Genomic DNA, 26898 nt, shown 5'->3' on the forward strand with positions numbered 1-26898 from the left:
TCCCTGTAACAGGTGGAGGATTCGTTCTCGGCCCGGTGGGCGGACACGAAGGACTCACTCACGCTGGCCCAATGTCGTTTGAACTTGCGAGTGGATTGGCGCGTGAGGCCGGCTGCTATTTTGTTGGAGTCAATTAGATACATGCAAAAGACGGCCCAGAGCGGAGCGAATTTTGGTACCCGACGCTTGGGAAAGCGCCATCCCAAGAGCAGAGTTCCGATAGTTGGGCGGCGATAGCCCATCAAGCACACGAGGCGCATGACGAGACCTTTGCGGACATTGCACGGTATCTTTCCATTTCCATGCGGTCGGCTGGGTGGCGTTTGCGGGAGGTCAGTCGGCTCCACCATGAGCAGCTACAATGGTCTCTGCTCTCGTCGCGACGATCCGGCAGTCGTTTCTCAAATGTTCCGATTTTTGATCTATATCTGGCAGTTCATTCGCTGGTCGCAGAAATGTGTGCAGCGCGCGACTATCTCGCGCAACTAGCTGCTATGAGAGTAGTAGCCAAGCCCGGCACCGACAGTCTGGCAAGGCTCTGCAGTTGGCTCGAGAAAACAGCAAACGAGTCAGCAAGAAGCGATCCAATGGTCGCTTTACTACTGGCTGCGAATGGCAGCAGTGATTCGCCGAAGTGGTTGGCTGAGTTGGGCGAGATGCGAAATACATTTATGCATCGACAGCCAATGGCCGCAAATCCGGATGCTGCCGCTTTGCTCTATCGAATTGTGCAAACTCGGAGCGGGCCTATTCCGACCATTCGGCTGTCGCGTTTCAGCAAAGGCGAGGCTATCGTCGATGGCGAGGACCCCTTCGTCGCGCTTTTGCGCTACTGGCGTTCGTTAGAGGAGCTTTCACGTGCCTGTGTTCCATTTTCTCGCTACTTGGCCGTGCACCCTCATTTTTCGGCCTCACCTTAGTTTCGCTCTCGTCGAATTTCTCAAGAACTTAAGGTTCATGCAAGTAGGAGGGATGGGAAAGGTGCCTTATACCTTTGTCATGGTATTCGCTATCGGTGACGCTTGTTGGCGTATGACGCCTTCGACTCATTCGTCCCACGGCAGCCAACGCCCGCTTCTGGCCGGAAGTTGCCGTTCGGCGTGTCGAGCTTGAGTGCTGGGCGCCATCGATATGCTTTCATTGATTGAAAATTATTTCAGACCCTTAGTACTACGTTGAAGCAGGGTCCTCCTGTTTTGCGTGTGCGCCGCGCATCGGCGTATCGCTTCGAGTACTAGGTATGAAGGATAAATCCGAGTTCCTCTACTGCGTCTTCATCGTGGCTGCGGCCATCTTGTCGGCCGTAGCCCGTTGTTCGTTCACCCGCCCCGACCAGTTCGGCCGGGATTCCTACGACTAAACCAACAACCCAGATAGACGCACAAGGCCCGGCATTGTCCGGGCCTTGTGCGTTATGCCGTCTTTGAAAGGAGACCGATATGCATCACGTTGAAACCATGGCCTATGCAGGCCAAGTCCCATGGCATGGCATCGGAAGCCAGTTGGCTCCAAGCCAGTCCATTGAAGTATGGCGCGAGCGCGCCGGCATGAACTGGTCCTTGGAGGAAGCCGAGGTGCGATTCGCCGCCGAGGCTGAAGATCAGTATCCCGTTCGGGCGTTCCCCGGTCAGAAGGTGCTTTATCGCTCTGACACCAAGCGACCGTTGGCCGTGGTGTCCAAGCGCTATCAAGTGGTCCAGCCGCGGGAGATCCTTGAGTTCTACCGCGACCTGACGCGGTACAGCGGTTTCGAGCTGGAAACGGCAGGCGTTCTTCGCGGCGGGCGGAAGTTCTGGGCATTGGCCCGTACTGGGCAGGGTGTGGCCCTAAAGGGCCAGGATCAGGTCAACGGGTACCTTCTTCTGGCTACGGCCTGTGACGGAACGCTGGCGACCACCGCCCAGTTCACCTCAGTTCGCGTGGTGTGTAACAACACCCTGCAGATCGCGGTTGGGGATCGAACCGGAGCCATCAAGGTCCCGCATCGCAGTGCTTTCGATGCTGACAGGGTTAAAAGCCAGTTGGGTATTGCTGTTGAGGGCTGGCATGGCTTCGTGGAGCGGATGCGGATCCTTTGCGAGACACCTGTGAACCCTGATTCGGTCGATGGGATGCTGCGGAATTTGCTCACGTATCCGGCTGCTCAGAATGGAAAAACCATCGTGAACGAGCAGGCTGTAGCCAAGGTGCGGGCGCTATACGGCGGGGAGGGTAGAGGCTCGAGCCTAAAGACCAGTAAGGGCACGGCCTTTGGCTTGCTCAACAGCATTACCGAGTTCGTGGACCATCATCGGCGGGCGCAGAGTACGGAGAACCGCTTGGATGCGGCCTGGTTCGGCCAAGGCGCCTTGCTAAAGCAGAAGGCTTGGAAGGAACTGCTGGGGGAAGCCGCATGAACGTCTCGCTGCAGAAGCAACGCTTGGAAGAGCTACCTGGCGGTTTGAACGAACGTGACAGCTCTGTCCTCGCTCAGGCATTAGAAATCCTAGAGAGCAGAGCAATGGTCAGTGGCCTTCTATTGGGAGATGCGGATGTTGCAGGCAGGTTCTTCCGCCTGCGTCTAGGGAATGAGATCCGCGAACACTTCGAGGTGGCGTTCCTCGATGCCCGCAACCGTCTGATCGCCATTGAACGGCTGTTTTCAGGTTCCATAGACGGGGCTGAGATCCATCCGCGGATTGTCGTCCAACGAGCCTTGGCACTAAATGCGGCAGCGGTTCTGCTAGCTCACAACCACCCAAGCGGGCACTGTGAGCCGTCAGCAGCGGATCGAGCCATCACCAAGCGATTGAAGGAAGTTCTGGCGATGGTGGAGGTGAGGGTCGTCGACCACCTTGTGGTGTCGGCAGGCCAAGGGACCTCGATGGCTCAGCTCGGGCAGATCTGAAGGCCCGGATACTTAGGAGAACAGCATGAAGGAAACGGAGACGTCCTGGTCATCGACCAGGGCGGCAATAGCTCGTGCCAAAGCGGCTGATCTAGACCGACAGGCCCGGGAGGTAGAGCGCTCAGCTGCCGATGGAAACTGGCGGATGAAGGCGCGGGCTAGGGAGGCCGTCACCAGGCTTAGATTGCGAGCTGGAGCGTATCTAGTCGAAGCGCTCCGATGGGAGCAACGGGACTAGTAACTCGCGCTTACGGCTTGGTGACCAAGCCGGGTGCAAGCGCGTGCAGTTTTTCGATCAAGTCTGGATGCTGCTGTAGGAGTTGCAAAAGTTGAACAGCAGAGGCTTGCTTCTCCGGAGCGATGTTGGAAAACAACAAGATCGTTTGCGCCATTTCCTGGTTGTCAGCCAGTAAATATGCAGGTGGAACCTCAAGCACCTGGGCCAAGGTATCCAGGCTATCGAAGCCAACCGCAGTGACTTGGTGTTCGTAGCGATTGATCCGGGAAGAACCCTTTTCCTTTCCTAGTCCCATGCGATCTCCCAAGGCGCGCTGGCTCAGCCCGCGCATTTGGCGGGCCTGCACAAGGCGTGCGGCAAATAGAGAGCGGAGGGCCTCGGACACGCTGAAATCAATGCGATCGGATGGGCACCCATCATGACGAAGCCTCTATCAGTGTGGCAGACTCTATTTCACAGATAGAGGTCTAAATAGTCAAGCGGGAGGCGGCTGCTGAAGCCAATGGCATGCAGTCACTTATGGAGAAACGGATGTCCGGAGAAAACCACTACGAAGTCCTCGGGGTACGCCCCGAGGCACCGCTCTGGGAAATAGAGCTTGCCTACAAGGGCAGGCGGAGCCAGTACCACCCTGATCGGTACGCTGCAGGTGACGCGTCGTCCGTGGCATGGGCGACGGCCAAGATGCAAGCGGTCAACAATGCCTATGCGGTTCTCAAAGACCCAGACCAACGCGAGCGCTTCGACCGTACCCAAGCGTCGGCGAAGCCGGCTGATCCAGGCCCCCGGACGGAGCGAGCCAGGGCTCCTGAGCCTCCTCCTCTCCGCTCACTCCGGCAGGCCCTGGAGGGGCTGGAGTTCAGTAATCAGCCCTGTGAGCGGGTGTTTGTCGCTCCAAATATTCCAAGGAAAAAGCTCCAGGGCGCTCTGGACAGCTACGGGGAGAGGCTGCGGGCCCAGGACGTTGTCGTGCTCATCGACGACACCGTGTTCGGCGGTGCCAGGGAAGGCGTGCTGATCACCGAAACCCAGATTCGGTGCAAGGCCAAGTTCGAGCAGGCTGAGGTCCGGCTACTGGGTTGCCTGACCGAGATCACCGCCCACGGTGCCCACATCCGGATCCATGGCGAGCCCTTCATCACATTGAGCATTCCCAACCCGGATGACCTGAGACGGCTGTTCAGAGCCGTCAGCCACTACTTGCAAGAAACCAACTGATCTCAACCAACAGGGGAATGACATGAAGTACCTGATAGGCCTGTACGGCGTGACCGTGCTGATCGCGGCCATATGTTTCGATATCTGGGGGCGCTATGCCTACAAGGGGTTCTTCTACAACCTCGGGCAGGGCCTGGTCTGGCCCGTAGTGGTCTTCCCGTCATTCGGAAAGCTGATCGGCGGTGTGGTCTGGATCGTGGTGATCTTTGCCCTGCTCGTCCTGGTGAAGAGGCGATAAGCATGAGATCAAGAATCCGAAAGATGCTCACCGTTGCTCTCATTCCGCTGGCGCTGTGCGCTTGTACCAGCGAGCTGGACAAGGTCCGAGGCCAGTTCATAGACAACTGCATGAGCAGCGGCGCACCGAAGTCCAACTGCAAATGCGCCATCGACAAGTTGCAGGACCACTACGGCGAGCAGGGCCTGGTGGCTATCAACAGACAGGGCTACCCACCGTCCGACTTCGCCGAGCAGCTGTTCGTGGCAGCGAGCCAGTGTCGGAACCCCTGATAGCGCCTGACGTCCTGCCCACGAAGTAGGCCGCCGACAGTATCGCTCGTTGCCTCTGACGACCGAATGCCGGCCGCCCGACCATACAGACAAGGAATTCCATGAAAAGTATCAACTACGTTGCAGCCATGCTTGCTGCGCTTCTTCTTGGTGGATGCAGCAAGCCAATCTTGGATTGGCGCAATGCAGAGCTGAGTAACGGAAAGATCTACGAATCTGGCTCCAACGAGCCATTCGACGGACGGGTGACCGGCGTACCGCACAAGCAGCTAGAACCGCTCTTGGGCTCTCTGAGGACCATCCTTCAGAACCTGAACACCAATCAGACCACCAGCATGACCGCACTGCTGGGCAACTTGAACTATGTCTGCGATGTGGAGGTGGAAGAAGGATTGGTAGGTGGCCAGTACACCTGCCGCTATCCGCAGTCACAGGTCGTCGCCTACGAAGGCAAGCGGACCGACGGTGGTCTGGATGGGGAGACAGTGTTCCACACGAAGACAGGCAGTCCTGGCGTCATCCTGACGATGCAGAACGGCCGCGTGGAAGGGCCGATCAAGATCTACTTCGCCGAAAAGCCTGGGCAACTCTCCTACCAAGCGACGGCTGTGAACAATGGTCTGGAAGGAGAGGCGATCAGCTACTACCTCAACGGCCAGGTCAAGGTAAAGGCCAACTTCAAAGGTAGCGTGCCAGTAGGGCTGTGGGAGGCCTACTGGGAAGAGAACGGAGCTGTCTCAGAGCGGGGCATGTACGAGGGCGGAAAGCTGGTCTCACAGACCCACTATCTCCAAGACGGCACGGAATACCTGACGGAACCGGAAATGTGGGCGCTCCATCGCTCAATTTCGGGAAGTGATGATTTCACTCTGACGCCCAAGCAGGAAGTTCTGCTTACAGAGGCGGAGAAGCGATACAAAGCAATCCGCCCGCAGACAGCGGCCCAGCGAGAAGCAGCTGTCAGAGCTCGAGAAATTGCACGCAGCCTCGATCCGGATTGCATTGTTTGCGACGGATCGGGGAAGTGACCTGACGCGGTAGTGAGAGCAGATAGCGGGCGTGCTGATGCACGCCCGCTCCATGCGGGTGGTTAGTTTTTTCCAAAACGACTCCAGGAGAGGGTATGAAGAAGGTAGGTATGTTGGTGGGAGCCATGTTGGCTGTACTGGCGCTTGTAGGTTGCAAGAAGGAAGCGGCTCTCACCCAGGCCGGTGACATCAACCTGGCCGGATGCGAAGTGCCGGCAGGTTTGACGGCTGTACAGGCGGAGGCCGTCAGCTGCACACCAGCGCAGGCAGAGCCCCAGATCGCAGCAGAGCCCTCAGTAGCTGCGTCGGATGAGAGCATCATCAATGAAGCACTGACTCGGCAGGCTTTCATCTTCGATCAGGCGGATGAGAACGTAGAAGCGAGGAAGTTCGCTGAAGGTGACCTCAATGGCGACGGTGTCAGCGACAAGGCCGTGCTGTTCGTACTGGAGGCGACCAATGGTGGTAACGCCTACGCCACGCATCTGGCTGTCTTTGTAAGAGAGGCTGGCGCATTGGCATATGCCGACTCACTGCCGGTGTCTGGGTACGGTGAGGGCGTTCAGGATTTCGGGGTCCAAGAAGGAGCGGTTGCGATGAAGATCCTAGTACAGGGACCTGACGATGCCACCTGCTGTCCCTCAGTGGAGAAGAATGTGAGCTACGTTCTTCAAAGAGGGAAGTTGATTGAGGCTAAGCCTGTCAGTGCAGCCTACTGATTCAACTGATGCTCGGAGCGTGATGAGTAGTTTCTTACTCCTATGTGCATAAGGTATGAGAGAAGCCGGCCACTAGTACTTACACAATCCTCAGCCAACGACATGCACTAGATGCAATAGAAGGGAGGGGGGAATGCAGAGCGCGCACTTACCGTTTCTCAAAATCCATCAGGCTGAGCAGTTTTCAAGCCACCCCATGGAGGCCAGTGACCAACGTCACTGGCCTTTCTTCGTTCCAGACAATGAGGGTCACCGTGTCAACATTTCATCTAGAGGTAAAGACTGGCGCCAAGGGCAGAGCCGTAGGGCATAGCGCCTATATCTGTCGCGAAGGACGGTATCGGTCACGGGAGGACTTGGTCGACGTAGGGTGCGGGAACCTACCTTCTTGGGCAGAGGGAAGTGCTCGAGCGTTCTGGGCCGCAGCGGATGCACATGAGCGCATGAATGGTGTCGCGTACAGGGAGTTCATCGTTGCGCTTCCAAACGAGCTCGTCGGCAGCCGGTCGAGAGAGCCGGTGCAGGATCTCATTCACTTCCTGGCGGGAACGAAGACCTACGAGTACGCGGTGCATGCACCCGAGGCGTCCCTCGAAGGAGGAATGAATATGCACCTGCATCTGATGGTGTCAGATCGCATGCCGGATGGGTTCCAACGATCCGCCCCGCAGATGTTCCGGAGGTACAACTCCTATAGGCCTGAAACAGGCGGATGCAGGAAGGATGCGTGCGGCAGAACGAGCGTGCAGGTAAGTGAAAGTTTGATTGAAACTCGCCAAATGGTTGCGAGCATCATTAACGAACACTTGCAGCGCAATGGCATTACGGAGCGTGTTGATCACCGGACATTGAAGGAACAGGGGGTTGGACGCAGGGCGGAGCGTCATCTGGGGGCGTTCCGTATCCGGGGCATGTCGGAGAACGAGCGGTCGGCCTACGTGGATGCCCGGCAAGCCATGCGGGGGTAAAGGGCGCTTTGACCTAGGCCGGACCATGAACCTGAAAACCGAGCGATTTCGCCCCAATTGGGGCATTGTCGCATCGTGTGCATGTGCTTCCGGTCTAAAAAGGCCGGGGCCGCTCCCTTCTGGTGGTCACCAGAACAGAGAAAGGCCGCTCCTCTCGGAGCGGCCTTTCTTGTGGGCACGACTGGGGTCAGAGCGCGTTAGGGCGACCAAAGACGGACGGATTGAACTCGATAACCAGCTTGCCGGAGCGGCCGTAGCGGCGTTCAGGAACCACGCGAATAGCATTGTCCTCGACCAGCAGGTCCAGTGCGGCCGCAAAGCGTGCCTGATGGCGAACAGGCCCGCACTTACGAACTTCATTGCGGTAGGCCCAGTTACGACCACCGATCCAATACTTCCTGTGCATGTGATCCATCAAGGACCGGGCGTCCTTCTCGTCCTCCGGCAGATCATTGTGGTCGCCGAACTTCTCAACGAACTCCTCCTGGTAGAAGAGCGCGACGTTGATCGCACGCTGCAGCGTCGCGCGCTCGATCACGTCACCTTCGATTCCCTCAAAGTGATGGAAGATCCCAGCGATACGGCTGGCGATCTCCATGGTCTTCGAGGCAGCGTCACGGATGCTGTGGTAAGCGCGGCCCTCTGCGAGCTGCGGTTCGATGATGTCGTAGACCTCCTTCCACAGTGCCTTGGCATCGGTCGAGAAACGCAGCACCTTCTTGCTGTAGTTGCCATCGGCATGGCGGTGGTCGCGAGCTTCTAAGAGCGCGGTCATGCGCTTGTGGAAGGCCAGCACGTTAGCGCCGTGCGCCGGCTCCTCGTCGGTCAGCTCCTTGGCAGCACGGTAACCCTGGGTTGACTCGGGATGGCAAAACACGAAGCGAGCAAGAAACCCGGATGCCCGTGCCGTACTGTTCTTCATCTTCAGAAAATCCTGAAACAGATCCTCCTGGATCATGAAGCTGAGCGTCAAGCGCGGATCCGTGACCTGGACTACCTCGTCAGCGCGGTCCAGCATGAGCAGCGAAGGAGCATCCCACAACTTGTTCAGGGTTGCAGAGTTGCGGAACGCGCCGCTCTTCAGGAGCGTTGCTCCCTCATCGCTAAGCATGGCGATGGACTTGCCATCACCCTGCACCGCATTGATCAAGCCCCGCTCGGTGGCGTCCTGCACAATGATGCGAGTGCATTCAGGCTTCACGGGTTCGGCTGCCTTGTGCACGGCAAAGCGCTGGCGCAACTCGGTGGTGTCACCATCCTTTGCGATGGTGCTCGTAATCAAGCGATTGATCGCCTTGCTCTCGATCTCCCAGAAGCCGTGATCGACTTCGTACTGCTCCATCGCGGCCTTGTACACATTGGCGAACGACAATTCATAGTCGTAGATCGGCTTCATAACCAGCTTGTCCGTGGCCGTCTTGCGCTCGCCGGATTCCGCGACAGTCGCCAGATAAAGCGCACAGGGCGTTGTTGCGCCATAAGGCAGCATGACATCGACGTCGGACTGGCATGCGATTGACATGCCGGTCAGGAACGACGTTGCAACCAGGGCATCCGGTGCCTGGATGGTCTCCATGGTTTCCTCAATGGCCAGTGCAACCGGCTTGTAAAACTCTTTCACCGGGAACGCGAAGGTGGGGATGCGCTTGTTCATTAGAGTGCCTTGTCGGTGCTGGAGGTGGAGGTGGTGGCGGCCTGCGCTGCCATGAGTTCCTTGAAACGGGCGGGGTGCAACTTCAGGCCCTGGGTCTCCAGCACCTCCAAGATTGCCTTCTGGCTCACCTGCTTGTTCAGCAGTTCCACGATGGTCGGGTACAGCAATGCAAACAGCTGGGCTTTCTGATGCTGCTGCTTGGGCTGCAGTGCCTTGAGTGCATCCGTGCAGCGGCTGGCCTGGTCCAGCAGGCGGTCGTCGGCATGCATGACGGTATTGTTGTCGGAATTCATCTGCCTTCCCCTTACCGTGCCGGCTGCGCGGCAGCGCAGGCCAAGACATAAGCCATAACTTCCGAGCGCCACCACGCAGTAGGCGAACGGTCGGAGGTGCCGAGCTTGAAAGGCTTCGGAGCGCGGGCGTCGTACGCCGGCAGGCGCGCATTGAGGCGGGCATACCAGGTGCTCTTGGACAGGCCGACGATCGACAGCACCTCGGGCAGGCGGATCGCCTGGTCCAGCACAGGGCTGCGCTGGAACGTCTGGAGGATGGCCTCCAGACGTTCGATGGTTTCGCTGCTGATAGGCAGCGTGTTGGCGCTGGCTGCGGCGAGGTTGGCTTCCTTAGTACGGGAAGCGGCGGGGCAGCTGCTAGTAGCAGTTGTAGCGTTGTGCAACACGGGTTTCTCCTTGGTTGACCGCGGTGTTTTGCGGGGTGCAGGGAGAATGACCTTTAGTGCCAATTTCGAGAATTTACCCGCCGGCGGGGTTCTTTACTTGATTCTTACTATCTGATAGGCCGTATGTTTTGGTCCGCTCATGTAGCTCTTTGAATGCCTTCCTGAACCCGGAACTCTCTCGAATGCCTTGCTTCTTCTTTGTCAGCGCCATGAGCATGTTGTGCATGCGTTCGCTCACGGATGTAGCGGCGGCGCTGCCTTTATTGTTCCAGTTCTTGTAAGCAGCAACTGCTTCGGAGTACTTAGGATCGAGCGCGATCAGATCCGCGATGACGGCGCATAACTCATCGGCAATACTGATATTTCTGGAGACTTTGTAGGAATTGACTACTTCCACTGCTATGGCGACGATTGCATCTCTAGGAGCAGTGTCTATTCCCTTTTTGCCTCTTGCCCGCTGTGCTTCTGCTTCGGTGATTGGCGAGTAGGTCGTACCGAGGTAGAAGTTTCCCTCTAGAAGCGCGTGTAGTGCCCGAGCTTCATCCGAAGCGTTGTAGGCATTCCTTGCTTCAATCCAGAAGGCGATGGCAATCTCAAGCGCATCGTCCACATCGATGGTGGCTTTGGGCTTGAGCGTGTCGCGCTGTAGTTGAAGGTGCTGCAACTTCGAGTACGCGACTTGTCTGTAGTATGCCCCTTCTCCTTCGATACGGGAGAGCTGAACGCCCGCCCATGCCTCAGCGATCTGGTTATCGAGGTCGGCGAACGCTTTAGAGTTCTTGAGGATCTTCCGGACCTTCCAGTTTGCATGGTCGGTAGCGTTGCCGTGCTTCGTTAGCTGCTTGCATGCTCTTTCCCATAGCTCTGAGAAAGGGCAAGGATCGAATTTTCTGTTCTCATGCGCGCTTCGGATTCTGGCGAGTAAGCGCTCGAACAACAGGGCGGTCGTGGGCAGTCTTTCGCCGCTGTCATAGGTTCCAGTTGGATGACGGTTGCATGGCCTCGGTGATGTTGGAACCAGTGGTTGGTCCGAGGGGTACATTCGCCAAGCGGCCGATGTCTTGGGGGAAAGGGTGCTCTCTAGGTCTTTTATTGGCATAGACTCTTCCTTGACTGAATTACTGCTCTGTACTGATATGCGCAGTCGGTGCATCAGCGCGGCCTTCGCGCTGATTCGGGTCCTAATGTAGCGACTAGGACGCCACTGAAAGCTCGTCATTATTGGGGATTGACGGTGCCACTATTCTTGCTCTAGTTATCGACGACTGTTGCGGCTCTGCCCCATGTGTCGGAGTTTCGGTGCAATGACTTCATGTTGAAGGCACCGCAGATTTGGTGGAAAGTCGTTGCTTGAACAGACACGACAAGTGCTCATTATGCCGGGCCAGCATTATCGGCTTCATAGGAGTCAGTGGAGCAGTTGACCCACCCCCAGAAAACTGGGGCAGGCTAAGGTAGAGACGTCGGCAGCATTGGGCCCCGTGACGAACGAGGATTCAGGCATGAAGAAGTCGCGCTTCACCGAGGAGCAAATTGCCTACGCGCTGAAGCAGGCGGAGCTGGGAACGGCAGTGGGCGAGATCCGCAGGAGGCCGGGTATTTCCGAGGCCACCTTCTACGTATGGCGGAAGAAGTACGGCGGGCTTGGGCCTTCATAGTTGAAACGTTTAAGGCTGCTGGAAGAGGAAAGGCCATGTTGCAGGAGTTGGTCGCCAAAAAAGCACTGAGGCCTACCCAGTGACGAACCTGGGTTGGGCGGTTACAAGAGCGCTTTGGGGTCAGCATGCGACGGACATTGCAGATGGTGACGAAGTCGTATTTCAGCTATTCGTACAAGGGCAAGGCAAGGGACAGCCAGGCGGTACGAATGCGTATGCGTGAGATCACCTCAACTCGGGTGCACTACGGTTGCGAGCGCGTGTTCGTGGTTCTGCGCCGAGAAGGCTGGCTTGACAATCACAAACGGATCCACCGGATTTACAAGGAGGAAGGCCTTTCTTTAAGGCATTGCCGGCCTCAGCGCAGTAGAAGTGCACGCCGGCGTCAGCCGATAAAAGTAGCTGTTGCTCCCAATGCACTTTGGGGGATGGACTTCGTCAGCGACGCACTGTTTGACGGTCGCCGTTTCCGGATGCTGACCGTGGTTGATCATTTCACGCACGAGTGTCTGGCCATCGTCGTGGATCAGTCGCTACGTGGCGAACAGGTAGCCGAGGCAATGACAAGGCTCGCAGCCCAGCGAGGATCGCCAGGCGTAATAAAGGTAGACAACGGTAGCGAGTTCGCCGGAAAGGTAATGGATCGTTGGGCATATGAGAACGCCGTCGAGCTGGATTTTTCACGACGCGGCACGCCGACAGACAACGCGCTTGTAGAAAGCTTCAACGGCCGGCTTCGGCAGGAATGCCTGAATGAGCATTGGTTCTTGTCACTGGCCGACGCGCGGAGCAAGATCGAAGGGTGGCGGCGCTTCTATAACGAGGAACGTCCCCACAGTGCACTAGGATGGAAAACCCCGGAGGAATTCGCCCTGAAACACGAGCCTCAAGTGAATTCCTCTGAGCCGTGTAGCGCCGGGTTCTCCAATTCGAAATGCACCGGTAATCGGCGGCTAGCCACAGTGGTGAGTCTTCCATGCGTGATACTCATCACGGATAGAGATGTCTCACTTTTGTTTCTATTTCATGGGGTTACATAGTTTCTTCGCGCTACCCATGACGTGTCTGCCAATTCTTCGACTTGTGCTTGTCTTTCGTCCAAGGTATAGATTCGACATCTTCATTGTCCTGATTGGGCTGGGAAGCAAGACATGGATGTCGATGGTTCGCCCAATGTGGTCGTGCCTCTGCCGCTGCATGGGCCACAGCCTGACTATGGTCTGCGTGGACTGGTGCTGCTGGCACAGTTCCACGGTATAGCGGCCGACGAGCAGCAGTTAACCCATGATTTTGGCCGCGGCGGTGAGGCGTTCGACGAGAGCACCCTGCTGCTGGCGGCCAAACAGCTTGGCTTAAAGGCCAAATTCCATCTTCACCCGGCTTCCCGTATCGGGAGCACCAACCTCCCGGCACTCGCGTGGGGCATGGAGGAAGAACCGCCCTTCGTGGTGGCCAAAGTCTCGCACGATGGCACGCAGATACTGATCCACGATCTGGTCGAACGCCGTCCAAAAGCGTTGACGCGTGACGAGTTCGAAGCTCGCTATGCCGGGCGTCTGTTGCAGGTTGCCTCGCGCGCGTCAGTGCTCGGGGAGCTGGCCAAGTTCGATTTCACTTGGTTCGTCCCGGCTGTGGTCAAGTACCGCAAGCTGTTGACCGAGGTTTTCGTCGTCTCACTGTTCATACAGCTTTTCGCGCTGGTCACGCCGTTGTTCTACCAGGTGGTGATGGACAAGGTGCTGGTGCATCACGCGATGACTACCTTGCACGTCATCGCCATCGGTCTGATCGCAATGGCAGTGTTCGACGTGGTGATGAATGGCCTGCGTACGTATGTGTTCGCCCACACCACCAGCAAGATCGATGTGGAGTTGGGCGCGCGCTTGTTCCGCCATGTGCTCAACCTACCGTTGGCCTACTTCGAATCGCGGCGTGTAGGCGACACCATCGCCCGCGTGCGCGAGTTGGAGAACATCCGCCAGTTCTTGACCGGGCAGGCACTGACCTCGGTGCTTGACCTGCTGTTCACTGTGGTCTTCCTTGCGGTGATGTTCTGGTACAGCGGCTGGCTGACCTTGGTCGTGGTGCTGTCTCTCCCCGTCTATGCACTAATCTCCGGCGGCATCACGCCAGTACTGCGTAAGCGCCTGGACGAGAAGTTCGCACGCGGTGCCGACAACCAAGCTTTCCTGGTGGAAACGGTCAGTGGTATCGGCACGGTCAAGGCCACGGCGGTTTCGCCGCGCATGATCCGTACCTGGGACAACCAACTGGCCGGGTACGTGGGCGCCAGCTTCCGCGTCACCAAGATCGCAACACTGGGTCAGCAAGGCGTGCAGTTGACCCAGAAGGTGGTCAGTGTCGCCATCCTGTACTTCGGTGCCAAGCTGGTCATCGAGAACAAACTAACACTTGGCCAGTTGATCGCTTTCAACATGCTGTCAGGGCAAGTCGCCGCACCGATTATCCGGCTGGCACAGCTCTGGCAGGACTTTCAGCAAGTGGGGATCTCGGTAGAACGCCTTGGTGACATCCTCAACACCAAGACCGAAGTTCCAGGGAGTCGTTTGGCATTGCCGCCCATCCACGGGCGGGTAACTTTCGAGCGGGTTACTTTTCGGTACCGACCCGATGCTCCCGAGATTCTGCGCAGCATTGATCTGGACATTCAGGCGGGTGAGGTCATCGGCATCGTTGGTCGCTCCGGATCCGGCAAGAGCACCCTAACCAAGTTGGTGCAGCGGCTGTACGCCCCCGAGCGCGGCCGGGTATTAGTAGACGGGCAGGACCTAGCCGTGGCCGATCCGGCCTGGCTGCGCCGCCAGTTGGGCGTGGTGTTGCAGGAGAACTTCCTGTTCAACCGATCCGTCCGTGAGAACATTGCGCTGGCCGAGCCGGGCATGCCGTTGGAACGGGTTATTCGCGCCGCTAAGCTGGCCGGTGCGCACGATTTCATCATGGAACTGCCCGAGGGCTACGACACCAAGGTGGGCGAGCATGGTGCGGGGCTTTCCGGCGGCCAACGTCAACGTGTCGCCATCGCCCGTGCGCTTATCGCCGATCCCCGTATTCTGATCTTCGATGAGGCGACCAGTGCGTTGGACTACGAGTCCGAACACGCGGTCATGTCCAACATGCGCGCCATCTGCAAGGGACGCACGGTGCTCATCATTGCCCATCGCCTCTCCACCGTGCGCCATGCCAACCGCATCGTGGTGGTGGAGAAGGGGGAGATCGTCGAAGCCGGCAACCATGAAGCCCTGTTGGCGCGGCCCGATGGCTATTACGCACATCTGCACCGCCTGCAACAAGGAGGTACGGCTTCATGAGGCATGTCTTGCAAGGCGCGGGGGACTTCCTACGACGTTACACCGCGATCTTTCGTGCCGTATGGTCGGAGCGGAAGTCACTGGATTCACCGTCACGCACACAGGACGAAATCGCCTTTCTGCCAGCACACCTGGAACTGACGGAAACCCCAGTTTCCCCTGCGGCACGCTGGACTCTGCGCATCATTGCCAGCTTCTTTTGTATTGCGCTGCTGTGGGCATGTATCGGCAAGGTAGACGTGGTGGCCGTCGCCCCCGGCAAGACTGTCGTGGGGGGGCGAACCAAGGTGATCCAGTCGATGGAAACAGCCGTGGTCCGCCGCATCTTGGTCCGCGACGGTCAAGTCGTGAAACGGGGGGAAGTTCTGGTCGAACTGGATGCCACGGCCACCGGTGCAGATGCCCAGCAGGCAGACGATGCACTGGTTGCGGCAAAGCTGGCCGAATTGCGCCAAACCGCCATGATGCAATCGCTGGACACCGGCATGCTGCCGGTTCTACCGGATGACCCGTCTGTACCTTCTCCGCGCTTGCGAGCAGCGGGGGACTTGGCCAACAGTGAGTTTGCCGAATATCAGGCAAGGCGCCAGAACTTGCTTGCGGCCATAGCCCAGCGTGAAGCACAAGCCAACACCGTACGCTCACAGATCGGACCGATGGAGCAGAGTCTGGCTATCTCGCGCGAGCGGGTAGCCGACTTAAAGCGACTACTGGGTGGGCAATACGTCAGCCGTCATGAATACCTCGCCCGTCAGCAGGAAATGGTCGAGTTAGAGCGAGCACTGGCTGCCCAAAAGGCTACTTTGCTGGAAACTCGCTCTGCCTTGGTGGGTGCACGCGAAGAGTTGCGTGTGCTGGAAGCTGACACTCGGCAGCAGACCCACGATGGGTTGCGACAGGCCCGTGAGCAGGTTGAACAGTACGCGCCTCAGGTGGCTAAGGCCAAACAGCGCGATCAACTGATGAACCTGCGTGCACCGGTGGATGGCACGGTACAGCAGTTAGTCATCCACACAGCAGGCGGTGTTGTGACGCCAGCTCAGGCTCTGATGGCGGTAGTACCGAATCAGGAATCGCTGGAAGTGGAGGCAACGATATTGAATAAGGACATTGGCTTCATCAAGCGGGGGCAACCGGTGACACTCAAGGTGGAAAGCTTCCCTTACACCCGCTATGGCTATCTAGAAGGCATCGTGGAAACGGTCTCACACGATGCCGCGCAGGACGAAAACCTTGGACTAGTCTTTCCGGCACGGATCAAGCTGGCAGATGCGGGTCTGGTGATTGACGGCGTCGAAGCAACGCTGACGCCGGGCATGACTCTGAGCGCGGAGATCAAGACCGGCAAGCGGCGGGTGATCGATTACCTGCTTAGTCCTCTAAAACGGCATGGTGTTGAGGCAATGCGAGAACGATGAGCGAAGCGGTTGCAGGCGCTATTCGCTACAAGCTAATTCCTTGCCGCTTAGCTGTGGGATTGGCGAAATCTAGTATTTCTAATATTGATAATCGGGAGAGTTGGTGAAATTTCCTTACTTAAACATAGCGATCTGGTGGCAGAGTGTTGCCGCTATTTCAATTTTTCTTTCTGGTTGTGGGGGGCGTATGAGTGAAGAAGTAAACCTTAATGAGCCCGTTAGGTATATGCTTGCGGGAAAGAAATATGAGGTTCCTCTCGGATATCACTATGATGATTTCTTGAAGAGGAAAAATAGGTGGCCAAATCCAAAGGATGAATTCACTGAGGCGGGGGGTATATCCATAACTGGTTTGATCCCGGGGGTAAGGCCGTATGATGAGTCGGTTCGGGCGGAGTTTGAGCGGCTTGGGCACGGCAACAAGATATCAATAATAATAAGCCCAAGAATTAGCTTATACCCAAGCGATGAGTATGTTCAGCGCATGAGGGGTATGAATAGGTTAGACCTTCTTCCCAGTGATCTGAATGGACTTGCGCACTACTGGGATAACCAAGGAGCGAGCGACAAAAGTAAGGGCGCTGACCTCTATATCAAGGAGGGCGATGGCGAGTATTTCAGGTTGCAATGTCCGCGGGTAGGGGGTCCCTCTCCTTCATGCACCGTCATGACGGTAACCAATAGCGGTTTGCAGGTCGAGTATGTTTTTTCCATTTCTCATCTGAGGTCGTGGAGGGAGATAGATGATGATGTCGCTAAGTCAATTGAAAGTTTTATGGTCAAGTGATCACGTAAAGTAATCATTGCATATAGGGGATGGATCATGGCGATTCCGGCTCACAATCTGAATAGTGCGCAACTGAGTACCTTGAGGTCGCTTCAGCAGCAAGGAAACTATGCGGAGGCTTGGCGGCAGCTGTCGAAGTGGGGTGATACATACGCTGACGACGCAGCCAATGTGACTGGGGCGCCCTCTGATTTTTATGGGGAATTCATGAATGAGATGGTCCGCCAGCACTGGGAAAATACCGCTGGCGAATCGGCTTACAGCCAATACTTCGATAGCGTTGCGTCGATGCATCTCAATAATTACCTGACGGTAATGGAAAATACTGGTGGATGGCCCACGTCGGAACAAATTGAAGGTAGCTATCGACAATCCGTCGAATTTTACGGGCTACCACCTTCGACCGCTTTTGATGGTGTTTTTACACAATCTGTCGGCACAGTAACGGGTGGGGATTATGATTGGCCACATGCGCTAGATATGGATCCGGATAGAATCGTTCCTTCCGATGTTTTTGATGACATTGGATTCGTTGAGGCATCACAGACACTGGCCGAGACGATATATGACACGATTGCCGAATTCGTGAAGCGAGGGTGGGAGTGGGCCCAGGAGGTTATTAAGTATGCCACGGATGCAGTTTTGGATTTGCTGGATGATGTGCGTCGAGCTGCACTAGAAAAGCTTAGGGAGTTAACTGATTCGATAAGAGATACCATCGAGGACGTATACGACTCGGTTCGCGATTTGTTCGACAATGCAAAAAAGTTCATTCCGCGCAGAGATCCGCTTGTGCTGGACCTGGACGGGGACGGCATCGAAACCGTAGCTGCAACAGGGGCTATTCTCTTCGATCATGATGGTGATGGAATAAGAAGCGGCACGGGTTGGATCGCTCGCGATGACGGCATGTTAGTGCTCGATCGCAACGGCAATGGATTGATAGACAACGGTGGTGAGTTGTTCGGTGCAGACACCGTTTTGTCTGACGATAGTAAGGCCGCTTCAGGTTTTGCTGCGCTGGCGGACTTGGACAGTAACGAAGACGGCGTCTTTGACGCTGGCGACTCTGAGTTCGCTGACGTCCGGGTTTGGAGGGATCTGAATCAGGACGGCATTTCTCAAGCGGGAGAGCTATTCACGCTTGACCAACTAGGCATCGCGTCCATTAACTTGACGCCCTCCACAACGGTCGATCTAGACCTAGGCAATGGGAATGTGGTCGATAACCGCGGAACGTTCACCCGCGCAGATGGTACGACTGGTTTGGCGGGTGATCTGTTGCTGGCAATGAGCCACTTTTTCAGCGACTTCACTGGGGCGCTGGAACCCGTAGCTGTGACAGATGAAGCTAAGCGGATTCCTGGCCTGAAGGGCAGTGGGGCCGTTCGCGACTTGGTGGAAGCTGGGAGTCTGTCTGGCAACCTCCTCTCTGCAGTTGAAGCATTGGAGATCGGGGTTTCTCGCAATGCCATGCGGGACCAACTCGATACGATCGTTTCGTTGTGGGCTGGCACTTCTACTATGCAGAGCAGCGAGGAGGTGCTGGAGGCCTCCGGCTCAGTCGCGCGAACTATTTACTACCACGGCGCAATTCCAGCAACTGTAATCGATCAAGGTGAAGTGGCGGTCGAAGCGTGGAAGCAGCAGCAGCACGCCGATCTGGCACCCATTATTGCCATTATCGAGAAGTTTAACGGCTCCAGCCTTATCAGCTTCCAGAGCGATCGTGTATCTACCGGCGGTAATACCTATCTCTGGAAGACCGTGGCTCACGCAGGTGGCAGCACGGAACAGATGATGAGTATCGTACTCCAGCAGGAGCAGATCAGTGCGCTGTTGGAGGCTTATGCCGATCTCAAGGAGTCCGTCTATGCGAGACTGGTGCTGGGTACCCGACTAGGTGCCTATATGGACAGTCTTAATTTACAGCTCGCCGATGGTGAACTGCAGGTCGATTTTTCGGCTTTCACTGCCATGTTGAACGGCAAGCGACAGATTAACTTGGGCGAGGCTCTCCAGGACCTAGTTGATCTCTATCGTTATGGAGGAAACCTTCTTGGTTCGGCGGGCTGGAATGGTGCCGAAGTTCTCGCCAGCTGGATCTCCGATGCCGTAACGACTCACGAAGGACTACAGGCGCTGGCGTTTGCGGGCATCGATCTGGCAACGGGGAGCCTGACTGGCACCAGCGGAAATGACGTGCTGTGGGGCAATGGGAGTGGCAATGCCCTGCGAGGAGGTGCTGGCGGTGATCTATTGATAGGTAATGCTGGCAACGATTCACTTTCAGGTGAGAGCGGGCGAGACATCCTCCTGGGCGGTCTTGGCTCCGACACACTCAACGGTGGGGCGGGTGATGACCGTCTTATCGGTGGATTGGGTAACGACAACCTGACTGGTGGTGATGGCTCGGACGTCTACGTTTACGAACTGGGCGACGGTCAGGATACGATCAACAACTACGATGTCAGCGCAGGCAGGTTCGATGTTCTTTTGCTAGGTGACGGTATTAGCCCGAATGGCGTTACCGCGACGCGCCTAAGCAACAATCTGATCCTGTCCATCAATGGGACCACTGACCGGATTACGGTCAGCAACTACTTTACATCCGATGGTGCGGGCGGGTATCAACTCGATCAGATCCGTTTCGCGGATGGTACCGTTTGGACGGTCGACGTCCTCAAGCCGATGGTGCAGATACCAACGGAAGGAAATGACAATCTGTATGGGTACGCTGGCAATGACACGCTGGCAGGGCTCGCGGGCAATGACAATGTTTTCGGAAACGGCGGTGACGATATTTTAGAAGGCGGCCTCGGCAACGATAGCTTGTTCGGAGGTGCCGGATCGGACACCTATGTCTTCAATGCCGGTGATGGTCTGGACACAATCGACAATTACGATACCAGCATCGGCCGTTTCGATGTGTTGCAGTTTGGCGAAGACATCGAGGCAGCGAACGTCACCGTGCGCCGCTCAGGCACGAATCTGGTGCTGACGTTTGCCGGCAGTAACGACAAGGTGACGATCAGCAATTACTTCAATGGCGACGCCGGCGGCGGTTACCAGTTGGACGAAATCCGGTTCGCCGACGGCACAGCGTGGAACGTGGCGGACATCAAAGCGGCGGTGCTGGTACCCACGGAAAACGCGGATAACCTGTATGGGTATGCCAGCGATGACACCATCGCTGCGCTTGCTGGCAACGACACGGTGTACGGCTATGGTGGTAATGACCGTCTCATTGGTGGCTTGGGCAACGACACGTTGGATGGCGGAGAAGGGTCGGATATTTACGTATTCAACCTTGGTGATGGCCAAGACACTATCCAGAACTACGACGCCTCTGCCAGCCGCGTGGATGCCATTGAGTTCGGCGTGGGTATCGAGCCAGAAAACGTTCTGGCCCGACGTGATGGCCAGAGTCTGGTGCTGACCATCAATGGCACCGATGACAAGATAACGATATCCAATTACTTCTTACAGGATGCGGCCAGCCATTACAGGCTTGAAGAAGTCCGGTTCGCCGATGGCACGGCCTGGAATATCGAGCTGGTTAAGGCCCTGGTACAGGTGCCGACCGAAGGGGCCGACAAGATTTACGGCTACGAGATCAACGACACCCTGACCGGCGCAGGCGGAAACGACACGCTTTATGGTAACGGCGGCAATGACGTGCTGACAGGTGGTGCGGGCAACGATGCACTGGATGGCGGTACTGGCTCGGATACCTACCTTTTCGACGTGGGTGATGGACAGGACACGATCAACAATTACGATTCCGGTAATGGCCGGGTTGATGTGCTTTTGTTCGGCCCAAACGTCGACCCAGCTAATGTCACGGTTCGGCGTATCAATAATCATCTGGTGCTGACGATCAATGGCACCGATGACAAGGTGACGATCTCCAATTACTTCAACTCGGATGCCGCGGGCGGCTATCAGCTTGACGAAATCCGGTTCGCTGGAGCGCTCGGTACGGTCTGGGACTTGAATACCATCAAGACACTGGTACTGGTCTCCACTAGCGGCAACGACACCTTGCAAGGGTATGCATCCGATGACGTAATTGCCGGTGGCGTGGGCAGTGACACCATTTACGGCAACGCCGGCAATGATGTGCTGGAAGGTGAATCCGGCAACGACATACTGTCTGGTGGAGACGGAAATGATTCGCTGCTAGGCGGAGAAGGCGATGATTCGCTCAATGGTGATGCCGGTGATGATGCGCTTCACGGTGGTGTGGGTAACGACAATCTGAGCGGCGGTGCCGGTTCGGACACGTATCTTTTCAATGCTGGTGATGGCCAGGACACCATCGGCAACTACGATGTCGGTGATGGTCGCGTCGATGTGCTTTTGTTTGGCCAGACCATCGATCCAGCCAACGTCACGGTTCGGCGCATCAACAACCATTTGGTGCTGACGATCAATGGCACTGATGACAAGGTGACGATCTCCAATTACTTCATCTCGGATGCCGCGGGCGGTTATCAGCTTGATGAAATCCGGTTTGCCGGAGTGCCCGATACAGTCTGGGACGTGAGTGCCATCAAGGCATTGGTGATGGCACCCACCAGCGGCAATGACACATTGCAAGGCTATGCTTCGGATGACGTGATTGCTGGTGGCGCGGGCAATGACACCATTTCCGGCAATGCCGGCAACGATGTGCTGAAGGGTGAAGCCGGCAACGACACACTGTCCGGTGGAGAAGGAAATGATTCGCTGTTGGGCAGTGAAGGTGACGATACGCTCAAGGGCGATGCCGGAGATGACGTGCTTCACGGCGGCGCGGGCAATGACAACCTCAACGGCGGCATCGGCTCGGATACCTACCTCTTCAATGTGGGGGATGGTCGAGACACCATCGGCAACTACGATGCCGGTGATGGTCGTGTCGATGTGTTGCAATTCGGACAAGGCATCCTGCCGGCAGACGTGTTCGCACGCCGAATCAACGACGATTTGGTGCTGACTTTTACGGGTAGCGAAGACAAGGTCACGGTTACCAGTTACTTTGCAAACGATGCCGCTGGAAATTACCAGCTTGACCAAGTCCGCTTTGCCGACGATACGGTTTGGGATGTGGAAGCGGTCAAGGCGCTGGTGCTGTTGCCAACCTCAGGAAAAGACACGCTTTTGGGTTATGCCAGCGACGATACCATCATCGGTGGCGAGGGCGACGACACCCTGGATGGCAATGCTGGCAACGACACCTTGCAAGGTCAGGATGGCAACGACACGATCTTCGGCGGCTTAGGCAATGACACGATCAGCGGTGGTGTTGGCATCGACACGCTTCAAGGTGATGAGGGTGACGACGTGCTGGATGGCGGTGTTGGCAGCGACATCCTGCGAGGCGGTGCCGGTGATGACAATTTGATCGGCGGGCTGGGCAACGACCAACTTGAAGGTGGTGAGGGCGATGACCACTACCACTTCGCGGCTGGCGATGGTCAGGACATCCTCAATGACACCCACGGCCTGAGCACGATTCATCTGTCGGGCGTGCCGGCAGGCGATGTTTACTTACGTCGTGATGGTACGGCGTTGCTGTTGTGCTTCGTGGGGTCTTCGACTGACCAGATTCGTTTGGTCAGCTTCTTCGATGCGAACACCCAGTTGGCCTTGCGCGGCTTGGTCATCGACATTGGTGATGGGGCGCCATGGGTATTGGATGCAGCAGCCGTTGATGCAAAAACATTGCTGGGCACCTTGCTGGATGACGTGATCGACGGCAATACGCTGGACAACACCATCAATGGGCAGGCTGGCAATGACACCATCCGGGCCGGTAGCGGGGCAGACATGCTGGATGGCGGCGTGGGCGATGATGCGCTGTACGGTCAGGACGGCGACGACATCCTGATCGGTGCCCAGGGCAATGACTTGCTCGATGGCGGTACCGGTGCCGACCAGCTTTCCGGTGGTGCCGGCGACGACATCTATGTGGTCGATGACGCCGGCGACGTGGTGGGGGAAGTGGCTGATGGCGGCATTGACCTGGTGCGCAGCAGCGTCAGTTTCGCCCTGCCCGACCACGTCGAGAAGATTGAGCTGACCGGAACTGCAGACATCAACGCGACCGGCAATGCCTTGGACAATACGCTTACAGGCAATGCTGGCAATAACCACTTGCAGGGATTGGATGGCAACGACACGCTCATGGGCGGTGCCGGTGAAGATTGGCTGCAAGGCGGCAACGGCAATGACGTGCTGAATGGAGGCGAGGGGGCTGATCTACTGGACGGCGGCGCAGGCAATGATGTGCTCGATGGCAGTTTCGGCATAGACCAGTTGGTCGGCGGTTCGGGTGATGACCTCTACCGCGTGGACGACAGTGCGGACGTAGTGATCGAACTGGCCGGGGAAGGCACGGATACGGTGCAGTCCAGCGCGTACAGCTACACGTTGTCGGACAACATCGAGAACTTGATATTGGTGGACTATGCCTATGAAGGCGTCGCCGGTGCCGGCAGCCAGACCTTGACCGGCAACCAGCACGGTAACCGATTGGATGGTGGGGCGGGTGCCGACAACTTGATCGGCGGCTCGGGCGATGACACCTACGTGGTGGACAATGTGGGGGATGTGGTTGTTGAGCTGGCCAATGAAGGCACCGATACGGTGGAATCCAGCATCAGTTACACCTTGGGCGAGACCCTGGAGAATCTGACGCTACTTGGCACAGCGGATCTCAATGCAACCGGCAATGCGGGCGAGAACCTGATTCGGGGCAACGCCGGCTACAACCGCATCGAAGGTGGTGCTGGGGCCGATGTGATGTATGGCGGTGCGGGCGATGACTACTACGTGGCCGTGTCTGCCGAAGACAGCGTGCACGAGTACGCAGACGAAGGCATTGACACGATCGAGCGCGTGTTCGAGACCAATCTGGTGCTGGAGGGTAACGTTGAGAATCTGATTCTGGGCAGCGGCGTGACCACCGGCAACGGCAACGCGTTGAACAACGTCATCACCGGCAACGCGGGCAATAATAGCCTGGGTGGCTGGGACGGTGACGACACGTTGTACGGTCTGGATGGAGACGACAATCTGTTCGGTGGCAACGGTGTCGACACGCTGTACGGCGGTGTGGGCAATGACTATCTCGATGGTGGTGCAGGCGTCGACCACATGGAGGGTGGAACAGGCGATGACAACTATATCGTCAACCATGCCGATGACGTGATCGTCGAAGCGGCCAACGCCGGTACGGATCAGGTGCAGGCATCGGCCTCGTATGTGTTGTCGGAAAACCTGGAGAACCTGTTCCTCACCGGCAGTGTTGCCATCAGCGGCACTGGCAATGCACTTGATAATTACATCGCTGGCAATAGCGCGGCCAACTTGATTAACGGCGGTGCAGGTAACGACACGCTAGTGGGTGGCGGCGATAATGACACCTTGATAGGTGGCACGGGCGATGACAAATACATCTTCGATGCCACGTCAGGCAGCGATGTCATCGACAACAGTGATGGTGGCTTTGACGGTGTTTTCTTCACCAATGGTATTACGCGGGAGCGGCTGTCCTTTGGTCGTGATGGGGATGATCTGGTCATCTTCATTGATGCTGCCTCGACGCCGGCAGTTCGCGTGCTTGATCACTTCCTCGGTGGCAATTCAGCAATCGACTACGTGCAGCCGGATGGCGGCTTCTACCTCACCACGGCTCAAATCAACCAGCTTGTGGCAGGGGGGAGTACTGGTGGCGAGTATGATCAAGTCATCGAGGGTACGTCTGCTGCGGAGCAATTGGTGGGCAGCTCCGGCAAGGACCTGATCAAGGGGCTGGCTGGTAATGACCAGTTGTTCGGCATGGGTGGGAACGACACTCTGCAGGGCGGCGATGGCAATGATTACCTGTCCGGTGGCAATGGCAGCGGCTCTGGTTCGGGCGATGATCGTCTGGAAGGTGGGGCTGGTGCGGATACGCTGGTTGGCGAGGATGGCGTCAACGCCCTGATCGGGGGGGCAGGCAACGACAACTACGTGTACGGCGGTGGCCAGGACACCATCGACAATACTGGTGGCGGTACCGATGGCGTGTTCTTCGACAGTGGGATCACTGCCAATGACTTGACGTTCTACCGTGATGGCGATGACCTGGTCATTACGGTGGATGGTAATGCCAGCGGGTTCGTACGTGTGACCGATCACTTCCTCGGAGGTGATATGGCACTGGACTTCGTCCAGCCATCCAGTGGCAACATGCTCAACACCGCCGCGATCAATGCATTGGCTCAATCTGGTTATCCGGGAGGTGGCGAGCCTGGCGGTGGTGATCCGGGCCCAGGTACCGGCACCCCGGGCGACGGCGTAGATGAGGGTAATGACAATGACTACGCCAACGTCGTCACCGGCACCGCAAATGGTGAACAACTGCTGGGAAGTTCCGGTCGCGACCTGATCACGGGCATGGCGGGCAACGACACGATGTTCGGATTCGGAGGCGACGACAAGCTGGTAGGTGGGGATGGCGACGATTACCTGTCCGGCGGCAACGGCAGCTACTCAGGTTCCGGCAACGACATCCTCATGGGTGGCAACGGCAATGACACACTGGTGGGCGAGGACGGCGATGACACGATGTTCGGCGGTGCTGGCGACGACAAGTATGTCTATGGCGGTGGTGCCGACGTCATTGATAACAGTGGCGGCGGCACCGATTGGTTGTTGTTCAACTCAGCCAGCAAGAGCATCAACCGCACACGTTTGAGCTTCCATCAGGATGGCGATGATCTGGTCATCATGGTGGATGGCGATGCAGGCCAGCAGGTGCGCGTGCACAAGCACTTCGATGCCAGCGGCACCTATGCAGTCGACTATGTCCAGCCCGCCGACGGCTACGGCATCTCGGCAGCCAGCATCAACGCACTGTTGACGCCTTTGCCAAGTGCACAGTCCATGATGGCCCCGATGTCGCTGACGGATGTATCCGTCATGAAGGTATTGCCTGATATGGGCAGCGTGACGGGCGTACCTATCAGCATGGAAGTACAAGGGAGCCGCATGAAGCGGAGCGGGAGTGAGGCATGGAGATATGTCCTACATCAGCTGATCGTTGACGATGAGGATGTGGTGAACTCCTCGCTTGGCATGAGTGTTCGGAGAAACGGTCATTCGCTTTTGGACTTGGCGTCACCGAGTCATCCTTCGGATCGGAGGGATCTACCGGCATCCGTTACGCCCTGGCTGCCATTGAAGTCGGATTGGGCGACCTTGCCAGGACTGAGGGACGAAGCGGCCTGGCATGCGGAGGAGCAGTTCGAGCAGCTCATACCTTTCGAAATGGATCGGCAGGGTATGACTGCGAATGTGGACATGCCAGTGCCCGTAATGCGCGAGCAGTTCATCACTCGATCTAGTGAACTACAGCAGTTGATTGATGCAATGGCGGGGTATGGCGACATTGCGCAATCCGGGCAGGAGACTTCGAGCGCCGAGACAGCATTCCTCGGTACCGAAGGCGCTGCGAACCAATCTTTCCACTTGCTTCATCGACATCAGGGAGTGTCTACCTTCCAGATGATGTAAGCGGGTGCGGAGATAGTACATTTTCGAAAACAGAAGGCCCGGGGTCACGCTCGGGCCTTTTGTTCATAATGGCTCTGGTCAGATCAATGACGAGTTGTTGTCGACTCCCCGCATTTCAATGCCAGGCTAAAATAGAGGTTTCCGTTTCGTGGTACTGGCGGAATTCGGCGGGCGTCAGCCCGCCGAGGCTGTCGTGAGGTATCTCGGTGTTGTAATCGGCCAGCCACCGCTCCGCCTGTTCGCGTACTTCTCCGAGGTT

Annotated in this window: 18 protein-coding genes and 1 pseudogene; 13 read left to right on the forward strand and 6 right to left on the reverse strand. The window is 57.0% G+C overall.

The features are described 5' to 3' along the window. Nucleotides 1–1439: 1439 nt before the first annotated feature. Nucleotides 1440–2396 carry a DUF932 domain-containing protein gene (locus AC13FW_RS14505; protein ID WP_482989545.1) on the forward strand — a complete coding sequence of 319 codons (957 nt, stop codon included), beginning with the start codon at nucleotides 1440–1442 and terminating at the stop codon, nucleotides 2394–2396. Next, on the forward strand, nucleotides 2393–2887 hold the full coding sequence (locus AC13FW_RS14510) for a JAB domain-containing protein (RefSeq protein ID WP_482989546.1): 495 nt from the start codon (nucleotides 2393–2395) through the stop codon (nucleotides 2885–2887). The genes AC13FW_RS14505 and AC13FW_RS14510 overlap by 4 nt, the downstream gene beginning before the upstream one ends. Before the next feature lie 248 nt (nucleotides 2888–3135). On the opposite strand, the gene AC13FW_RS14515 is transcribed toward AC13FW_RS14510, so the two are convergent. After that, entirely contained in the window at nucleotides 3136–3510 is a 375-nt protein-coding gene (locus AC13FW_RS14515; protein ID WP_312917247.1) for a helix-turn-helix domain-containing protein, read from the reverse strand. Nucleotides 3511–3656: 146 nt separating this feature from the next. On the opposite strand from AC13FW_RS14515, the gene AC13FW_RS14520 reads away from it, so the two are divergent. The 6 genes from AC13FW_RS14520 to AC13FW_RS14545 all read left to right on the forward strand — a co-directional run bounded on the left by AC13FW_RS14520 (nucleotide 3657) and on the right by AC13FW_RS14545 (nucleotide 7568). Beyond that, a complete protein-coding gene (locus AC13FW_RS14520) occupies nucleotides 3657–4343 on the forward strand; it encodes a J domain-containing protein (protein WP_482989547.1) in 687 nt (228 codons plus the stop codon). A gap of 22 nt (nucleotides 4344–4365) precedes the next feature. After that, the gene (locus AC13FW_RS14525) at nucleotides 4366–4581 is read left to right on the forward strand and encodes a hypothetical protein (RefSeq protein WP_062168854.1); all 216 of its coding nucleotides are present in this window, start codon (nucleotides 4366–4368) and stop codon (nucleotides 4579–4581) included. Between the two features lie 23 nt (nucleotides 4582–4604). After that, complete coding sequence (locus AC13FW_RS14530; RefSeq protein ID WP_482989548.1) at nucleotides 4605–4853, forward strand: hypothetical protein; 249 nt, start codon at nucleotides 4605–4607, stop codon at nucleotides 4851–4853. A gap of 101 nt (nucleotides 4854–4954) precedes the next feature. Then, the gene (locus AC13FW_RS14535; protein ID WP_482989549.1) at nucleotides 4955–5881 is read left to right on the forward strand and encodes a toxin-antitoxin system YwqK family antitoxin; all 927 of its coding nucleotides are present in this window, start codon (nucleotides 4955–4957) and stop codon (nucleotides 5879–5881) included. Nucleotides 5882–5976: 95 nt separating this feature from the next. After that, the gene (locus AC13FW_RS14540; RefSeq protein ID WP_482989550.1) at nucleotides 5977–6600 is read left to right on the forward strand and encodes a hypothetical protein; all 624 of its coding nucleotides are present in this window, start codon (nucleotides 5977–5979) and stop codon (nucleotides 6598–6600) included. A gap of 242 nt (nucleotides 6601–6842) precedes the next feature. Continuing rightward, a complete protein-coding gene (locus AC13FW_RS14545) occupies nucleotides 6843–7568 on the forward strand; it encodes a MobA/MobL family protein (RefSeq protein ID WP_482989559.1) in 726 nt (241 codons plus the stop codon). Nucleotides 7569–7755: 187 nt separating this feature from the next. Here the strand turns inward: AC13FW_RS14545 and AC13FW_RS14550 are convergent, their stop codons facing one another. The 4 genes from AC13FW_RS14550 to AC13FW_RS14565 form a co-directional block, all read right to left on the reverse strand. Continuing rightward, entirely contained in the window at nucleotides 7756–9222 is a 1467-nt protein-coding gene (locus AC13FW_RS14550) for a YfjI family protein (protein ID WP_482989551.1), read from the reverse strand. Continuing rightward, nucleotides 9222–9515 (reverse strand): hypothetical protein, encoded by a 294-nt coding sequence (locus tag AC13FW_RS14555; protein WP_482989552.1) that lies wholly within the window; start codon nucleotides 9513–9515, stop codon nucleotides 9222–9224. The genes AC13FW_RS14550 and AC13FW_RS14555 overlap by 1 nt, the downstream gene beginning before the upstream one ends. An 11-nt stretch (nucleotides 9516–9526) precedes the next feature. Then, nucleotides 9527–9901, reverse strand: coding sequence for a helix-turn-helix transcriptional regulator (locus AC13FW_RS14560; RefSeq protein WP_482989553.1), 375 nt, complete (start codon nucleotides 9899–9901; stop codon nucleotides 9527–9529). A gap of 73 nt (nucleotides 9902–9974) precedes the next feature. Beyond that, on the reverse strand, nucleotides 9975–10838 hold the full coding sequence (locus AC13FW_RS14565) for a hypothetical protein (protein WP_482989554.1): 864 nt from the start codon (nucleotides 10836–10838) through the stop codon (nucleotides 9975–9977). Nucleotides 10839–11403: 565 nt separating this feature from the next. On the opposite strand from AC13FW_RS14565, the pseudogene AC13FW_RS14570 reads away from it, so the two are divergent. The 5 genes and pseudogenes from AC13FW_RS14570 to AC13FW_RS14590 form a co-directional block, all read left to right on the forward strand. After that, a pseudogene (locus tag AC13FW_RS14570) lies at nucleotides 11404–12434 on the forward strand (IS3 family transposase); the annotation flags it as partial. 276 nt (nucleotides 12435–12710) lie between these two features. After that, nucleotides 12711–14888: a type I secretion system permease/ATPase gene (locus AC13FW_RS14575; protein ID WP_303747729.1), complete on the forward strand. Its 2178-nt coding sequence runs from the start codon at nucleotides 12711–12713 to the stop codon at nucleotides 14886–14888. Beyond that, nucleotides 14885–16306, forward strand: coding sequence for an HlyD family type I secretion periplasmic adaptor subunit (locus AC13FW_RS14580; RefSeq protein ID WP_482989555.1), 1422 nt, complete (start codon nucleotides 14885–14887; stop codon nucleotides 16304–16306). Before AC13FW_RS14575 ends, AC13FW_RS14580 begins: the two co-directional genes overlap by 4 nt. A gap of 103 nt (nucleotides 16307–16409) precedes the next feature. Further along, complete coding sequence (locus AC13FW_RS14585) at nucleotides 16410–17093, forward strand: hypothetical protein (protein ID WP_303747727.1); 684 nt, start codon at nucleotides 16410–16412, stop codon at nucleotides 17091–17093. Nucleotides 17094–17300: 207 nt separating this feature from the next. Next, nucleotides 17301–26639, forward strand: a complete 9339-nt coding sequence (locus AC13FW_RS14590) for a calcium-binding protein (RefSeq protein ID WP_482989556.1) — start codon at nucleotides 17301–17303, stop codon at nucleotides 26637–26639. Nucleotides 26640–26754: 115 nt separating this feature from the next. On the opposite strand, the gene AC13FW_RS14595 is transcribed toward AC13FW_RS14590, so the two are convergent. Next, nucleotides 26755–26898 (reverse strand): integrase core domain-containing protein (locus AC13FW_RS14595; RefSeq protein WP_482989560.1); only part of this gene is annotated, 144 nt, incomplete at its 5' end.

The organism is Stenotrophomonas sp. 21LCFQ19, from assembly GCF_056861425.1.

Coding starts and splice junctions, on each gene's coding strand:
- AC13FW_RS14550 (WP_482989551.1), bottom strand. CDS start 9,222: ATGAACAAGCGCATCCCCACCTTCGCGTTCCCGGTGAAAGAGTTTTAC.
- AC13FW_RS14540 (WP_482989550.1), top strand. CDS start 5,977: ATGAAGAAGGTAGGTATGTTGGTGGGAGCCATGTTGGCTGTACTGGCG.
- AC13FW_RS14510 (WP_482989546.1), top strand. CDS start 2,393: ATGAACGTCTCGCTGCAGAAGCAACGCTTGGAAGAGCTACCTGGCGGT.
- AC13FW_RS14520 (WP_482989547.1), top strand. CDS start 3,657: ATGTCCGGAGAAAACCACTACGAAGTCCTCGGGGTACGCCCCGAGGCA.
- AC13FW_RS14575 (WP_303747729.1), top strand. CDS start 12,711: ATGGATGTCGATGGTTCGCCCAATGTGGTCGTGCCTCTGCCGCTGCAT.
- AC13FW_RS14530 (WP_482989548.1), top strand. CDS start 4,605: ATGCTCACCGTTGCTCTCATTCCGCTGGCGCTGTGCGCTTGTACCAGC.
- AC13FW_RS14505 (WP_482989545.1), top strand. CDS start 1,440: ATGCATCACGTTGAAACCATGGCCTATGCAGGCCAAGTCCCATGGCAT.
- AC13FW_RS14580 (WP_482989555.1), top strand. CDS start 14,885: ATGAGGCATGTCTTGCAAGGCGCGGGGGACTTCCTACGACGTTACACC.
- AC13FW_RS14545 (WP_482989559.1), top strand. CDS start 6,843: ATGAGGGTCACCGTGTCAACATTTCATCTAGAGGTAAAGACTGGCGCC.
- AC13FW_RS14590 (WP_482989556.1), top strand. CDS start 17,301: ATGAATGAGATGGTCCGCCAGCACTGGGAAAATACCGCTGGCGAATCG.
- AC13FW_RS14525 (WP_062168854.1), top strand. CDS start 4,366: ATGAAGTACCTGATAGGCCTGTACGGCGTGACCGTGCTGATCGCGGCC.
- AC13FW_RS14555 (WP_482989552.1), bottom strand. CDS start 9,515: ATGAATTCCGACAACAATACCGTCATGCATGCCGACGACCGCCTGCTG.
- AC13FW_RS14535 (WP_482989549.1), top strand. CDS start 4,955: ATGAAAAGTATCAACTACGTTGCAGCCATGCTTGCTGCGCTTCTTCTT.